The organism is Streptomyces sp. VNUA24 (assembly GCF_029167005.1).
In the GTDB taxonomy this organism is placed as follows: domain Bacteria; phylum Actinomycetota; class Actinomycetes; order Streptomycetales; family Streptomycetaceae; genus Streptomyces; species Streptomyces scabiei.
This window is the reverse complement of sequence record NZ_CP119143.1, coordinates 9,265,785-9,279,128: the sequence shown is the minus strand read 5'-3', so window position 1 is coordinate 9,279,128 and position 13,344 is coordinate 9,265,785. Positions and strand designations below refer to the sequence as shown.

The 13,344-nt window shown below is 73.3% G+C and carries 13 protein-coding genes; 4 read left to right on the top strand and 9 right to left on the bottom strand.

Going from position 1 to position 13,344, the window contains the following annotated elements:
- Positions 1–23: 23 nt before the first annotated feature.
- Together PYR72_RS39970 and PYR72_RS39965 are read right to left on the bottom strand one after the other, a co-directional pair.
- Complete coding sequence (locus PYR72_RS39970; RefSeq protein WP_275459808.1) at positions 24–596, bottom strand: XRE family transcriptional regulator; 573 nt, start codon at positions 594–596, stop codon at positions 24–26.
- A gap of 103 nt (positions 597–699) precedes the next feature.
- Positions 700–1,479, bottom strand: a complete 780-nt coding sequence (locus PYR72_RS39965; RefSeq protein ID WP_275459807.1) for an acyltransferase — start codon at positions 1,477–1,479, stop codon at positions 700–702.
- Between the two features lie 97 nt (positions 1,480–1,576).
- Here PYR72_RS39965 and PYR72_RS39960 point away from each other — a divergent pair, with 97 nt between their 5' ends.
- Positions 1,577–2,119, top strand: coding sequence for a gamma carbonic anhydrase family protein (locus tag PYR72_RS39960; RefSeq protein ID WP_059080829.1), 543 nt, complete (start codon positions 1,577–1,579; stop codon positions 2,117–2,119).
- A 683-nt stretch (positions 2,120–2,802) separates the two neighbouring features.
- Here the strand turns inward: PYR72_RS39960 and PYR72_RS39955 are convergent.
- Both PYR72_RS39955 and PYR72_RS39950 read right to left on the bottom strand, forming a co-directional pair.
- Positions 2,803–3,453 (bottom strand): DedA family protein, encoded by a 651-nt coding sequence (locus tag PYR72_RS39955; RefSeq protein WP_275459806.1) that lies wholly within the window; start codon positions 3,451–3,453, stop codon positions 2,803–2,805.
- A 206-nt stretch (positions 3,454–3,659) separates the two neighbouring features.
- Positions 3,660–4,097 carry a DUF4442 domain-containing protein gene (locus PYR72_RS39950; RefSeq protein ID WP_037727477.1) on the bottom strand — a complete coding sequence of 146 codons (438 nt, stop codon included), beginning with the start codon at positions 4,095–4,097 and terminating at the stop codon, positions 3,660–3,662.
- Positions 4,098–4,329: 232 nt separating this feature from the next.
- On the opposite strand from PYR72_RS39950, the gene PYR72_RS39945 reads away from it, so the two are divergent.
- On the top strand, positions 4,330–5,379 hold the full coding sequence (locus PYR72_RS39945) for a hypothetical protein (RefSeq protein ID WP_275459805.1): 1,050 nt from the start codon (positions 4,330–4,332) through the stop codon (positions 5,377–5,379).
- 153 nt (positions 5,380–5,532) lie between these two features.
- Positions 5,533–6,954 carry an MFS transporter gene (locus PYR72_RS39940; protein ID WP_275459804.1) on the top strand — a complete coding sequence of 474 codons (1,422 nt, stop codon included), beginning with the start codon at positions 5,533–5,535 and terminating at the stop codon, positions 6,952–6,954.
- Here PYR72_RS39940 and PYR72_RS39935 read toward each other — a convergent pair.
- Entirely contained in the window at positions 6,916–7,761 is an 846-nt protein-coding gene (locus PYR72_RS39935; RefSeq protein ID WP_275459803.1) for a fused MFS/spermidine synthase, read from the bottom strand. The two genes, PYR72_RS39940 and PYR72_RS39935, sit on opposite strands and share 39 nt — an antisense overlap.
- 126 nt (positions 7,762–7,887) lie before the next feature.
- On the bottom strand, positions 7,888–9,057 hold the full coding sequence (tuf, locus tag PYR72_RS39930; protein WP_275459802.1) for an elongation factor Tu: 1,170 nt from the start codon (positions 9,055–9,057) through the stop codon (positions 7,888–7,890).
- A 513-nt stretch (positions 9,058–9,570) separates the two neighbouring features.
- Between tuf and PYR72_RS39925 the strand changes: the two genes are divergently transcribed.
- Positions 9,571–10,353 (top strand): VTT domain-containing protein, encoded by a 783-nt coding sequence (locus PYR72_RS39925; RefSeq protein ID WP_275459801.1) that lies wholly within the window; start codon positions 9,571–9,573, stop codon positions 10,351–10,353.
- A gap of 34 nt (positions 10,354–10,387) precedes the next feature.
- Here PYR72_RS39925 and PYR72_RS39920 read toward each other — a convergent pair whose 3' ends face one another.
- Genes PYR72_RS39920 through PYR72_RS39910 form a run of 3 tightly spaced genes read right to left on the bottom strand, consistent with a single transcriptional unit; the run spans position 10,388 to position 13,283 of the window.
- Positions 10,388–11,101, bottom strand: coding sequence for a cupin (locus PYR72_RS39920; RefSeq protein WP_275459800.1), 714 nt, complete (start codon positions 11,099–11,101; stop codon positions 10,388–10,390).
- Positions 11,095–12,030 (bottom strand): PmoA family protein, encoded by a 936-nt coding sequence (locus PYR72_RS39915; RefSeq protein ID WP_059080821.1) that lies wholly within the window; start codon positions 12,028–12,030, stop codon positions 11,095–11,097. Before PYR72_RS39915 ends, PYR72_RS39920 begins: the two co-directional genes overlap by 7 nt.
- Positions 12,027–13,283, bottom strand: a complete 1,257-nt coding sequence (locus PYR72_RS39910; RefSeq protein WP_275459799.1) for a Gfo/Idh/MocA family oxidoreductase — start codon at positions 13,281–13,283, stop codon at positions 12,027–12,029. The genes PYR72_RS39915 and PYR72_RS39910 overlap by 4 nt, the downstream gene beginning before the upstream one ends.
- Positions 13,284–13,344: the final 61 nt, after the last annotated feature.

Sequence of the window (13,344 nt, the reverse complement as noted above, 5' to 3'; positions counted from 1 at the left end):
GCGGCCGGTGACCGGGGAACCGCTCAGTGCGCGGCCGGCACCGACACCGTCAGCACCATCCGGGTCGGCACGTCCGCCCGGTTCGCGTACTCGTGGGCCGCGTTGGCCTCGAAGGTGACACTCGCGCCGGCCGGCACCCGGTACTCCGTGCCCTCGACGGTGAGGGTCAGCTCGCCCTCGGTGACGTGGGCGATCTCGACCGTGCCCACGGGGTGCGGGTCGGACCGGCTGCCCTCGCCGGGCATCAGCAGCCAGTCCCACATCTCCAGCGGGCCGGGCGCCTCCGCGCCGGCCAGCAGCTTGCTGTGGCTGCCCGCCTCGGTGTGCCAGAGCCGGACCACCTGCTCGGCCGGCACGATCCGGACCCTGGGGCCCCGCTCGTAGTCGAGCAGGGTGGTGATGCTGACCCCGAGCGCGTCCCCGATCTTCACGACGGTGCCGATGCTGGGGTTGGTGCGGGCCTGCTCGATCTGGATGAGCATGCCGCGGCTGACGCCGGCGCGGGACGCGAGGGCGTCGAGCGTGAACCCCCGCTCGGTGCGCCAGCGCTTGACGTTGCGTGCCAGGGACTGGGTCAGCAGATCGAGATCCGACACGTTCCGTCCAATGTTTTCCATGGAGAGGTTGACCGCGAGGCGCCGCAGCGGGGGGCACCGGACACGCACCGAACTGTACTGCGCGGTGCCGGGCCTTGATCACCTAGGCGGAGTCCCCCGCGCCCTCCGCGTCCCACTCGGCGAGGGCCAGCAACTGCTCCGGGGTGACCCCGTCGGGTATCGGCACCGGCGCGGGCGTCCGGATCGGCGGCTGCCATCCCTCGACGGGATCCCAGCGCCGCACGACCCGCGCGGGCGCCCCCGCCACCACCGAGTGGTCCGGCACCGCCCCGCGCACCACGGCTCCCGCGGCCACGACCACGTTCCGCCCGATCCGTGCGCCGGGGAGGATCACCGCACCCGTGCCGATCCAGCAGCCCGGCCCGATGGACACGGGGTCCATCCGCGGCCACTGCTTGCCGATCGGCTCGTGCGGGTCGTCGTAGGAGTGGTTCGTGGACGTCACGTACACGTACGGGCCGAAGTAGCAGTCGCTGCCGATGGTGACGGTGGTGTCGGCGATGACATGGCTGCCCCGGCCGAGGACGACACCGTCACCGATGCGCAGGATCGGTTCCGCGCCGAGGTCCAGATCGGGCATCAGCCCGGCGGTGAGGGTGACCTGCTCGCCGATGATGCAGTGGGAGCCGAGCTGGATCCACGGTTCACCGAAGACCGTGCCGAGCGGGAAGGCGAGTCTGGTACCCGTTCCCATCGCGCCGAAGCGGAAGCGGCCGGGGCGGTCGGCCGTCACCGACCCCGTGCGCTGCAGCCACGCCCAGCCCGCGTGGACGGCGCGCTGCACGAGGCGGCCCCGCCAGGACGAGAACGTGTTCTTGCTTTTCGGCACCCGCTCACGGTACTCACCGCGCCGCACCCGCATGACGCCGTACGGCTGTGATCTTCACCCCACGGGATGCGCCCGCCATGGCTTACGGTGCGGGTGCGGACTGATCCTCACCCACCCCCAGGAGGCGGCGATGAACCGGCAGCGGGCCCTGATCACGACGTTCGGCGGCAACAAGCCGGATGTGGAGGAGGCCGCGTTCGTCTCCCCCACGTCGGTGGTGATCGGGGACGTGACGCTGCGGCCGGGGTCGAGCGTCTGGTACGGGGCCGTGCTGCGGGCCGAGTTCGAGCCGATCGTGATCGGCGCGGACGCCAACGTCCAGGACAACTGCACGCTGCACGTCGACCCCGGGTTCCCGGTCTCGATCGGCGCGCGGGTCTCCATCGGGCACAACGCGGTGGTCCACGGGGCGACCGTCGAGGACGACTGCCTGATCGGCATGGGCGCGACGGTATTGAACGGCGCGGTGATCGGAGCAGGGTCGCTGGTGGCCGCGCAGGCACTGGTCCCGCAGGGGATGCGGGTACCGCCGGGCTCGCTGGTCGCGGGCGTTCCGGCCAAGGTGAAGCGCCCGCTCACCGAGGAGGAGCGGGAACTGGTGACCCTGAACGGCACGCACTACACGGAACTGGCCGCGGCCCACCGGGAGGCACAGGAGGAGTACGGCGCGTAGGCCGTACGCGGGGCGCGGGGCGCGGGGAACGTCCCGGTCGAAGCTCGGGCCGTTCACTTCGCCCAAGCCCGGCCTCGGGCGGGGCACTTCGGTCCAGGTCGGGCCGAGGGCTCCGGCTCAGGCCGGGCGCTCCTGCTCAGGCCGGGCGCTCCGGTTCGGGCGCGAGCCAGGCGCTCCGGTTCGGGCGCGGGCCAGGCGCTCCGGTTGAGGCGCGAGCCGGGCGCTCCGGTTCAGGCCGACGGACGGTCTTCGGCTCGGGTCCGGGCCGAGGGCTCCGGGGCACCGAGTTCGGCGCTCCGGTTCAGGCCGACGCCACGTCTTCGGCTCGGATTCCGGCCGGGGGCTGCGGGTGCGGGCCCGGGCTGGGTGCTCGGTTTCGGGCTCCGGCCAGGCGCTCCGGTCAAGCCGGGCCCAGCGCTGCGGTTCAGCCTGAACCGGGCGCTCCGGCTGGAGACTGGTCCGGGCCCTTCGGCCAAGCCCAAGCCCGGCACTCCAGGTCGGACCCAGGCCCGGCACTCCAGGTCGGACCCAAGCCCGGTACTCCGGTTCGCGCATCCGGATCGGCGCTCCGGTTCAGGCAGCGCCAGGTGCTCCGGTGCGAGCCGGCCCCGGCACTGCGGCCAGGGCAGGTGTCGCCCTCGGTGCGCGGCGGGGCGCGGCACTGGCGTGTGGCGCCGGTCCTGTCAGGAGTCGGCGGGGACCAGGTCCGCTTCCGGCCTCTCCGCCGCTTCCGCCGCCTTCTTCGCCTTGCGCCTGATCACCAGCATCGACGTGACGCCGATGAGGACGGCCAGGACCAGGCCCAGCCAGGAGAAGCGCTTGAGCCATGCCTCGGCGACGACTCCGACGTAGTAGATGACGGCCGTGGTGCCGCCGGCCCAGAGGATGCCGCCGAGCACGTTGGCGACGAGGAAACGCCAGTAGGGCATCTGCAGGACACCGGCGAGCGGGCCGGCGAAGATGCGCAGGAGGGCGATGAACCGGCCGAAGAAGACCGCCCACATGCCCCAGCGGTCGAACGAGCGCTCGGCGACGGCGATATTGCTCTCGCTGAAGTGCTTGGGGAACCGCCGGTTGAGCTTGGCCAGCAGCGGACGGCCGCCCTTGCGGCCGATCGCGTAGCCGATGGAGTCACCGATGATCGCCCCGGCGGTGGCGCAGGCGCCCAGGACGAACGGGTCGATCTCACCGTGCTGGGAGGCGAGCAGCGCCGAGGAGACCAGGATGATCTCGCCCGGCAGCGGGATGCCCAGGCTCTCCAGGCCGATGACCAGCCCCACCAGCAGATAGACGGCGAGCGGGGGCACTGTTTCGAGCCACTCCTGGACGTGCAAGACCGGTTCCTCCCGTGTAGCGGTTCAAAGGCCCCCGGCGTGCGCTCGCGACGGAGCGCACGCCGGGGCAGCCTACCCGCTTACTCGGACGGCGACGGAGCCCTCCGGGTTGTCCCGCGGAGGGCACCGTCGCTCGGCGCGCACGGTCGCACCCGGCGCGTCGCGGCGCCCGAGGAGGTGAGGGCCGGGCGTGGACCGGATGCGGATCAGGCGTTGGGGCGCAGGGTCCACACCACGGTCATCTCGCCCGTCACGGCACCGTCGGCGCGCTGGAGGGCGACCGCGACGGGGAACTCGGGGCGCCGCCCGGCATCGAGTTCGGCGACGACCTCGGCCGCGGGACGGCCCAGGGTGGCGGTGGCCGTGACGGGGCCCATCGCCAGCTTGCGGTACGCGATCTCCGCGCTGACGGCGAGCGGCACGGCACGGGAGAGCTGGTCCCCGAACGCGGCGAGCACGATCGCCCCGCTCGCCGACTCGCCCAGCGTGAACATCGCACCGGCGTGCGGCCCGCCGACGTGGTTGTGGAACTCGCCCTGGTCCGGCAGCGACACCACGGCCTTCTCCGGCGTGGTCTCCAGGAACTCCAGCTTCAGGGTCCTGGCCATCGGCACGGTGGCGGCGAGCATCTCGCCGATCGACATCTGGTCTGCGCTCATGCCGCGATGTTACCCACGAGTAGCCATGTCTGACCAGACGTGGCCGCCCGCCGTCGCAACCGTTCGCGGACAGGAACGACGAAGCCGCCCGCGCGGACCGCCCGTTCACCGCCCGCCGCCCGCCGGGCGCCGATTTGAAACCGTTCGTCCCGAGTGCAAAGACGCTTCCCGGACTCCCGTGGCACCCCGCCCCCCGGCGCATCTATGGTTACGAGCCATGTGGCCAGGACAGCAGCAGCCGCCCGGGGGCGAGCACCAACCGCAGCAGCCGAATCCGTACCAGCAGCCGGGGTACGACCAGTCGGGACAGCAGGGGTACCAGCAGCCGGGGTACCAGCAACCCAACCCCTACCAGCAGCCCGGATACCAGTCGACGGGCCAGCAGCCCTCGTACGGGCAGCAACCGCAGTGGGGCGCGCAGGGACCGGCGGGCCCGCCGGTGCCGCCGGGCGGAGGCGGCGGCAACCGGACGAAGCTGATCGCGATCATCTCGGCCACGGCCGTCGTCGTGGCGGCCGGTGTGACGGGCTTCCTGGTCCTCGGGGGCGACAAGGACAAGGACGAGGCGTCGGCGAAGTCGTCCTCATCGGCCTCCCCGTCACCGACCGCGTCCGAGAGCACCGAGGACAACCCGCGCGGCGAGGACGCCGGAGCGAAGCCGACCATCGCGGGCTGGAAGGTCGTCGTCAACCCCAAGTGGGGTACGGCCTTCGACGTGCCTCCGGAGTGGGCCGTCCAGTCGGCCGACACCTTCATCGGCTTCGAGGACGACAAGAAGGGCGACGGGTCGGTCCTCATCGGCATGTCGGCACCCGCCATCCTCAAGGAGAAGTGGTGCACGTCCGACGACGACAAGGACGGCAACGAGGAGACCAGTTCGCTGGCCGCCGCGGGCACCAAGGGCCAGCAGGGCGCCAAGGGCACCGAGGACGTGGCCCGCAACGACTCGGCGTGGTGGGTCTTCGGCGGCTACACCGACCAGAAGGACGGCGCCAAGAAGAAGCTGACCATCGGCAAGCCCGAGCCGTACACGACGACGTCGGGCGTCGAGGGCAGTGTCGCGACGACCTACTCCAAGGGCGTCTCCAAGAAGGGCAAGTGCGACACCGACGGCAAGGCGACCACGTTCGCCTTCAAGAACTCGGCCGGTGACTACGTCTCCTGGACCTTCCACGGCGCCAAGGACGTCAAGGACGAGGTCCCGGACGCGACGGTGCGGAAGATCCTCAGCACGGTACGGCTGTACGGCGAACCGACGGGCGGCTGAGCCCGCGCCGGACGCCGGGGCGGGGGTCGGCGGGCCGCCGGCCGAGCCGCCCCCTCCGGGCGCCGGCCCGGACCGCCTTCCCCTGGCCCGATCCGGCCCCTCCTCCCGCGGAAACGGTTTTGCATCAGCGGGCGGGGCGGCGATAGTCGGCGGGTGACCATTCCCGCCGCCACCCGCCGCCCCGCCTGGGCGGGACGCAACTACACCCTGCTGACGGCGGCCTCGGTCGTCACCGGACTCGGCAGCAACGGCGCCCTGATCGCGGCCGCGTTCGCGGTGCTGCAAGCGGGCGGCGACGGCGGTGACGTCGGTCTGGTCGCGGCGGCCCGCACCCTGCCGCTGGTGCTCTTCCTGCTGATCGGCGGGGCGGTCGCGGACCGGCTCCCCCGGCACCGGGTGATGGTCGCGGCCAACACCCTCAACTGCCTCTCCCAGGCCGTCTTCGCCGTGCTCGTGCTCACCGGCGAGGCACGCATGTGGCAGATGATGCTGCTCTCCGCGCTCGGCGGCACCGGCCAGGCGTTCTTCGGCCCGGCGGCCGAGGGCATGCTGCTGTCCTCGGTCACCGCCGAACAGGCGGGCCGGGCCTTCGCGTTGTTCCGCTTCGCCACGCAGGGCGCGACCATGACGGGCGCGGCCCTCGGCGGCGCCCTGGTCGCGGTGATCGGGCCCGGCTGGGTGCTCGCCGTGGACGCCGTCGCCTTCGCCTTCGCGGGCGCCCTGCGCGCCTTCCTCGACGTGAGCCACATACCCGAACGCGAGCCGGGCCACGGCATGCTCGCCGATCTCCGGGACGGCTGGCGGGAGTTCACCGGCCGTACCTGGCTGTGGGCGATCGTCGTCCAGTTCTCCCTGGTGAACGCCGTCATGGTCGCCGCCGACGCGGTCTACGGCCCCCAGGTCGCCGACGACAGCCTCGGCGGCCCCGGCCCGTGGGGCCTGGCGCTCGCCCTGTTCGGGGCGGGCAACGCCGCGGGGGCCCTGCTCATGACCCGCTGGAAACCGCGCCGCCTCCTCTTCGTGGGCGTCCTGTGCGTCTTCCCGTTCGCCCTGCCGAGCGCCGCGCTCGCCGTGCCGGCACCGATCACCGTCCTGTGCCTGGCCATGTTCGTCAGCGGGCTGTCGATCGAGGTGTTCGGCGTCTCCTGGATGACCGCGCTGCACCAGGAGATCCCCGAGGACAAGCTGTCCCGGGTCTCGGCCTACGACTGGTTCGGCTCGGTGGCGATGGTGCCGCTGGCCGCCGCGCTGGCGGGCCCGGCGGAGAGCGCGTTCGGGCGTACGGCGGCCCTGTGGGGCTGCGCCGCGCTGTGCGTGGGGGCCACGGCGGCGGTGCTGTGCGTCCGGGACGTACGGACTTTGACCAGGCACACCGTGCCGGTCGCCCTGGCGAGACCCGACGCCGAGCCCACCGCCGTCTCCGCTGCCGGATCCGAGGCGAGATCCGAGGCCGGATCCGGGGCCGGGCCCACCGTCTCCGCTGCCGGACCCGCGACCGGGGCCGGCGCCGGGGCCCCGGTCCCCGCCGACACCGGCTCAGCCGATGCCGAAGGCTCCGTCCGGCGGCTCGGGTGACGGTACGGCGTCCTGCGCGCGCACGGGCGCGGCATCACCAATGAACCGGCGCAGTTCCGGGCCGTGTTCGACCCGCGCCGGGAAGGCGTCGGCGGCGGTGCGCCGGGCCAGGGCGGCGATGTCGGGCGGCTGACGGGAGGCGACGAGCACGGCGTTCCCGAACCTCCGGCCGCGCAGCACGCCCGGCTCGGCGATCAGCACCAGCTCCTCGAACACCGTCACCAGTGTGGCCAGTTGGGACCGCAGGAAGGCGAAGGGCGAGGCGTCGGCCAGGTTCGCGAGGTACATCCCGTCCGCGCGCAGCACCCGCGCGGCGGCCCGCGCGTGCGCCACGGTCGTCAGGTGCGCCGGGATCCGTGAGCCCCGGAACACGTCCCCCACGATCACGTCGGCCGAGTCCGCGGGGGCCGCTTCGAGCCATTCCCCGGCGTCCGCGGCGTGCAGCGCGATCCGCGCGTCCTGGGGCAGCGGCAGCTCTTCGACGATCAGCTCCAGCAGGCCCCGGTCGTACTCGACGACCTCCTGGCGGGACCCGGGCCGGGTGGCGGCGACGTACCGGGGCAGGGTGAGCGCGCCGCCGCCGAGGTGCAGGACGTCGAGTGGCCGCCCCGGCTCCGCCGCCGTGTCCAGCACATGGCCGAGCCGGCGCGTGTACTCGAACTCCAGATGCTCCGGCTCGTCCAGGTCCACGTACGACTGCGGCGCCCCGTCCACGGTCAGCAGCCAGGCCCGTTCCCGGTCGACGTCGGGCATGAGCTTGGCGGTCCCCCGGTCGATGGCCCGGGAGACGGGTATGGCTTCGTTCACGGCCCCATTGTGCCGGGCCCGCCCCCGGCCCGCGGACCGTCGACGCGGCCCCGGGACGAGCACGGGGACCGCGCGACCGGCCGTACACCGGCCCGCGGCCCCCACGCCCCGGGTGTCCCGCCCGGCCTACCGCACGGCCGTCACCGTCCCCGCCCCGACGGTCCGGCCGCCCTCGCGGATCGCGAACCCGAGACCGGGCTCCAGGGGAACCTCCCGGCCCAGCTCCACGCTCATCGTGACCCGGTCACCGGGCCGCGCGACGGCGGTCTCCCCGAGGTCCACGTCCCCGACGACGTCCGCCGTACGGATGTAGAACTGCGGCCGGTACCCGGTGGACACCGGGGTCGATCGCCCGCCCTCGCGCGCCGACAGCACGTACACCTGCGCGGTGAAGTGCCGCCGGGGCTCCACACTGCCGGGCGCGGCCACCACGTGCCCGCGCCGGACGGCGTCCCGGCCGACCCCGCGCAGCAGCAGCGCCACGTTGTCCCCGGCCTGCGCCTCCGCCATGGGCTTGCCGAAGGTCTCCAGCCCGGTGACGACCGTCTCCAGGTCGGCGCCGAGCACCTCGACCCGGTCCCCCACGTGGATCGTGCCGCGCTCGACGGCACCGGTGACGACGGTCCCCCGGCCCGTGATCGTGAGGACGTTCTCCACGGACAGCAGGAAGGGGGCGTCCAGATACCGCTCGGGCATCGGGACGTAGGTGTCCACCGCGTCCAGCAGCGCGTCGATGGACGCCGTCCACCGCGGGTCCCCTTCCAGCGCCTTGAGCCCGGACACCCGTACGACCGGTACGGAGTCGCCGCCGTAGCCGTGCGCGGTGAGCAGCTCGCGGACCTCCAGCTCCACGAGGTCGATCAGGTCCTCGTCGCCCGCGTCGGCCTTGTTCAGCGCGACGACGACGTGGTTCACCCCCACCTGCCGCGCCAGCAGCACGTGTTCGGCGGTCTGCGGCATGATCCCGTCGAGCGCGGAGACCACGAGGATCGCCCCGTCGAGCTGCGCGGCCCCGGTGACCATGTTCTTGACGTAGTCGGCGTGGCCGGGCATGTCGACGTGCGCGTAGTGCCGGGTGTCGGTCTCGTACTCGACGTGCGCGATGTTGATGGTGATGCCCCGCGCCGCCTCCTCCGGGGCGCGGTCGATGCGGTCGAACGGCACGAACGTGCCGGACCCGCGCTCGGCCAGGACCTTGGTGATGGCGGCGGTCAGGGTGGTCTTGCCGTGGTCGACGTGACCCATGGTGCCGATGTTCAGATGGGGTTTCGTGCGGACGTAGGCGGTCTTGGACATGGGGGTACCTCGAAGTCTCTTCAGCGGTACTGAGTGAGGTCCCGGCGCGACTACGGGCGCTGCCGGGACGGGGACCCCGAGGTCTGGCCGACCCTCCCCCTGCGGGGTCCGCCGGAATGTGTCCGGGAAGGGTCAGCTTCGGGCGCCGTCTGCGGCGGCCACGACGATCAGAAGGGCAGCCTTCGGGGCATCCGCGCCTGTGGCGGATGCGGCGAGAGCGAAGGCGTGCCGGACCATGTCGTCGATCATCGTCGACGGGCCGGCTCCCGTCGAATGGTTTTCGGTACGGGCGGGTTCCGGGAGGGAGCCGAAGAGAGATGCTTCACAGGGGGCGTCCGTGGTGAACGGGGTCCGGGCCGGGACCGTGCTCCGGAAGGCGCAGGCGGCAGGGTACGCGGTACCCCCGGGAGAGCCGGGCCCACCCGGGCCGGTGGGCTCTGTGATACGCACGCTGTGACCCCCGTGAGACGTTCCGCGGGGCATACGGGTACACGGGTCGGTTACCGTCGACGAATGCTCGATGCCACCACCCGCTCTGGGGGCACCGCCACGGTCCTTCCCCGGACCGCCGCCACGGAGCTCGCCGTCGCCACCCCCGTCGCGCTTCCAGCCGTGCCCCTGGGACGGGCCGCCCGCTGGGGCAGAGCGCTGCTCGCCCCCTGGGCCCGCTTCTCGTTCCTCGTGGTGCTGCTCCTGGGCGCCGTGTCGACCGTCGTGCTGTTCGAGCCGCAGCGGCTGCTGGCCGACGGCTGGCCGCCCCAGCTGAGCGGTGCCGCGGCGGTCGTGATGTTCGCGGTGGCGTACGGACTGTGCACGGTCGCCTTCGTGCCCCGGCCGATCCTCAACATCGCGGCGGGAGCGCTCTTCGGTTCCCAGCTGGGTCTGGTCTCGGCGCTCGGCGGTACGGTCCTCGGCGCCGGCATCGCCTTCGGCCTGGGCCGGATGCTCGGGCAGGACGCCCTGCGCCCCCTGCTCCGCCACCGCTGGCTGAAGTCGGCGGACGGCCAGCTCAGCCGCCACGGCTTCCGGTCGATGCTGGCGGCCCGGCTCTTCCCCGGGGTGCCGTTCTGGGCGGCGAACTACTGTGCATCGGTCTCCCGTATGGGCTACCTCCCCTTCCTGCTGGCCACCGCGCTCGGCTCGATCCCGAACACCGCCGCGTACGCGGTCGCCGGGGCCCGGGCCTCGTCCCCGACCTCCCCGGCCTTCCTGATCGCCATGGCCTGCATCGCGGTCCCGGCCCTGATCGGCGCCGCGCTGGCCTGGCGCAAGCGCCACCACCTGCGCGCCCGCTGACCTCGGGGGCGGGCCGGCTCCAGGCGCCCGGCGCTCAGTCCGCCCGGTAGACGTCCAGGCGTCCGCACATGCCGAACCTGCCGTACACGGACGGCTCCTCGGCCCGGACCACGGCGGCGGCCAGATGCGACACGTCCCCCCGCTCCAGCCGGTCCAGCTGTTCCCCCGTCGCGGCGGCGGCGGCCCGCGCGCCCCGCTCCCAGCGCTCCCGCCACTCCGCGAGGCGCGGCCTCACGAGCGCGGCGGCGGCCCGGTGGAACGCGGCGAGCGGCTCGGGCCCGGACGCCTCGCGCAGCGCCCGGTAGCCCTCCACGGCGAGGTCTCGCCGGGCGCGGGCGGCCCGCTCCTGCTCCTCCCGCGGCACGTCCGCCGGGATGCGGGTGGCCGCGGCGTACGTCTCCGGGTCGGCCAGGTACTCCGGGGGCAGGGTGAGGACGGCGTCGCCCGCCTCCGGCAGTCCGCTGTTCTGCATGAGGACGGTGATCCGCAGGTCGCCCTCGTCGACCAGCCGGTGGATGGTGCCGGGCGTGAACCGGGCGACCGTCCCCGGCGCGAGCGGCGTGACCTCGTACCCGGAGGTGGTCAGCGTCTGCACCGCGCCCCGGCCGCCGGTGACGACGTACGCCTCCGAACAGGTCAGATGCATATGGGGAGTTCCGCCGCGGACGCCGTCCGCGGCGGGCCAGTCGTAGACGCACAGGTGCGAGACCGCGACCCCGCCCGGCAGTCCCTCGAAGCCGCTCACCACGGGTGCGCCTCCAGGTACTTGGCGATCTCCTCCCGCTCCCAGGCCCCGTCCGCCACGACCACCCGGTAGCGGCGGGTGAGCGTGTCGCCGGGAGCCAGCGCCAGCTCGTCGAAGAAGGCCCAGGAGGGGGCGACGGCGGCGAAGGGCTCGTTGCGGACGAACCAGTGTGCCGGGTGGGCGCCCCCGGCTCCCGTGTGGTCGTTCTCCGGCGCGTGGGCGAAGACGAGGGTGGCGTGTCCGTCGGTGCCGTCGTGCTCGCCCGAGTAGGCCAGCCAGGGCGCCTGCTCCCCCATCAGACCGGGACCCTCGGTGTCGGGCCCGATGATCCGCCCGTCCCGGAAGGCGCGCGGGCCGCGCCAGAACAGGCCCGTGTAGCCGGCCATCTCGCGCCCGGCGGTCGTGGGACTGCCGAACAGCAGCGGTTCGTCCCGCCGGTTGGTGATCGCGCTCGTCCAGGTCAGTGCCCAGGAACCGGACTCGGTGTCCACGTCGTGGATCTCGATCCGGCGCTCCTCGTCGGCCCACAGCTCCCCGGTGTACGGGTGCCAGGTCAGCCGTTCGGCGATCACGACCCGCTCGCCGTCGGACTCGACGACGTCGAAGCCGGCGTGCGCCATGGAACCGACCCGCTCCGGAAGCGGCAGATAGCCCTCGCCGTGCACGTACGAGTTGCCGCCCCACAGGTTCTGGCCCGACAGGTGCGAGGCCGTCAGCTGCAGGCCCTTGTGCCAGCGGTGGTCGTTGGGCCGGAAGTCGGTGACGACGTCCCCGGCCAGCGTCCGGACCGGGTGCAGATACGGCTTCGGCGCCTCCCAGGCCGACTCCGGCCGGTAGACGTAGCTCAACAGCTCGACGCCGGTGGCGGACTCGGTGACCGTGATCCGGTCGCCGTGGGCGTGGACGACACGCAGCCCGTCGTGGAAGGTCATGCGGTGCTCTCCTCGGTCGCGTCGGCGGACACCTGGACGGTTCCCGGCGCCCACCCGGGGGCGCCTCCGTGCATGGCCGTGTAGTACGGGTCGCCGGGCCCGATCTCACCGCGCCGTACGGTCACGTCGGTGAAGGCGGACTTGTACAGGGCGGCGATCAGCTCCAGGCTCGTCCGCCCGTCGGCGCCGCTGCTGCGGGGGCGCTCGCCGGCCCGCATGCTCGCCACGAGTTCCCGCAGCTGCGCCAGGTGCGAGCTGGGCACGTCCTCGCCGAAGTCCCGCCAGGCCGCCGCGTCCGCCTCCGGGGTGCCCGGGGCGGGGGTGACGGACCAGTCGGCGTTGGAGTGGCCGTACAGATGGGTCAGTTCGACGGTGGCGCGCTCGCAGTCGATGCGGATGCGGCTGACCTCGTCGGGGCTGAGGACGCTGTTGACGACCGTGGCCAGGGCTCCGCTCTCGAAGCGCACGAGGGCCGTGGAGACGTCCTCGGTCTCCACGTCGTGGACCAGCCGGCCGGCCATCGCCCGCACCTCGCTCCACGGGCCGAGCAGATCGAGCAGCAGGTCCATCTGGTGGATGCCGTGGCCCATGGCGGGGCCGCCGCCCTCCGTCGCCCAGCGGCCGCGCCAGGGCACGGCGTAGTAGGCGGTGTCCCGGTGCCAGGTGGTCTGGCAGTGCGCGACGAGCGGGCGCCCGAGGCTCCCGTCCGTGAGCAGCGTCCGTACGTGCCGCGCGCCGGAGCCGAAGCGGTGCTGGAAGACGATCGAGGCGTACGGGCCGCCGCTGTCCGCCCCTTCCTCCGCCTCGACGGCGTCGAAGTCGGCCAGCGTCGGCACCGGCGGCTTCTCGCACCACACCCAGGCGCCGGCCCGCAGGGCGGCGATCGTCTGGTCCCGGTGCAGGGTCGGCGGCGTGCAGACGCTGACCAGGTCGGGCCGCTGCTCCTCCAGCATGCGGTCCAGATCGGTGTAGCCGTGCGGGATGCCGTGCTCCGCGCAGAACTTCGCCACCGCGTCGGCGTCGATGTCGACCGCCGCGACGACCTCGGTCTCGCCCTCCTCGGCGAGCCGCTCCAGCGCGGGCAGGTGCGAACCGCCGCCGATGGCGCCGATGCCGATGATCGCGGCACGGACACGGCGGCCGGCGAGCGGGGCCGGCGGGCGGTTCGGCCGGTGGTCCGCAGCAGGGCTCGGGTCGTTGCTGGATGTGGGCATGGACGTGATCAGCACTCCATCGAACGTGACGTCGGACATCGGCCGGCGCCTGGTGGCGGGGCCCCGGCAGTCGGCGGCCCTCCCAGCGGCAAGCGCTTTC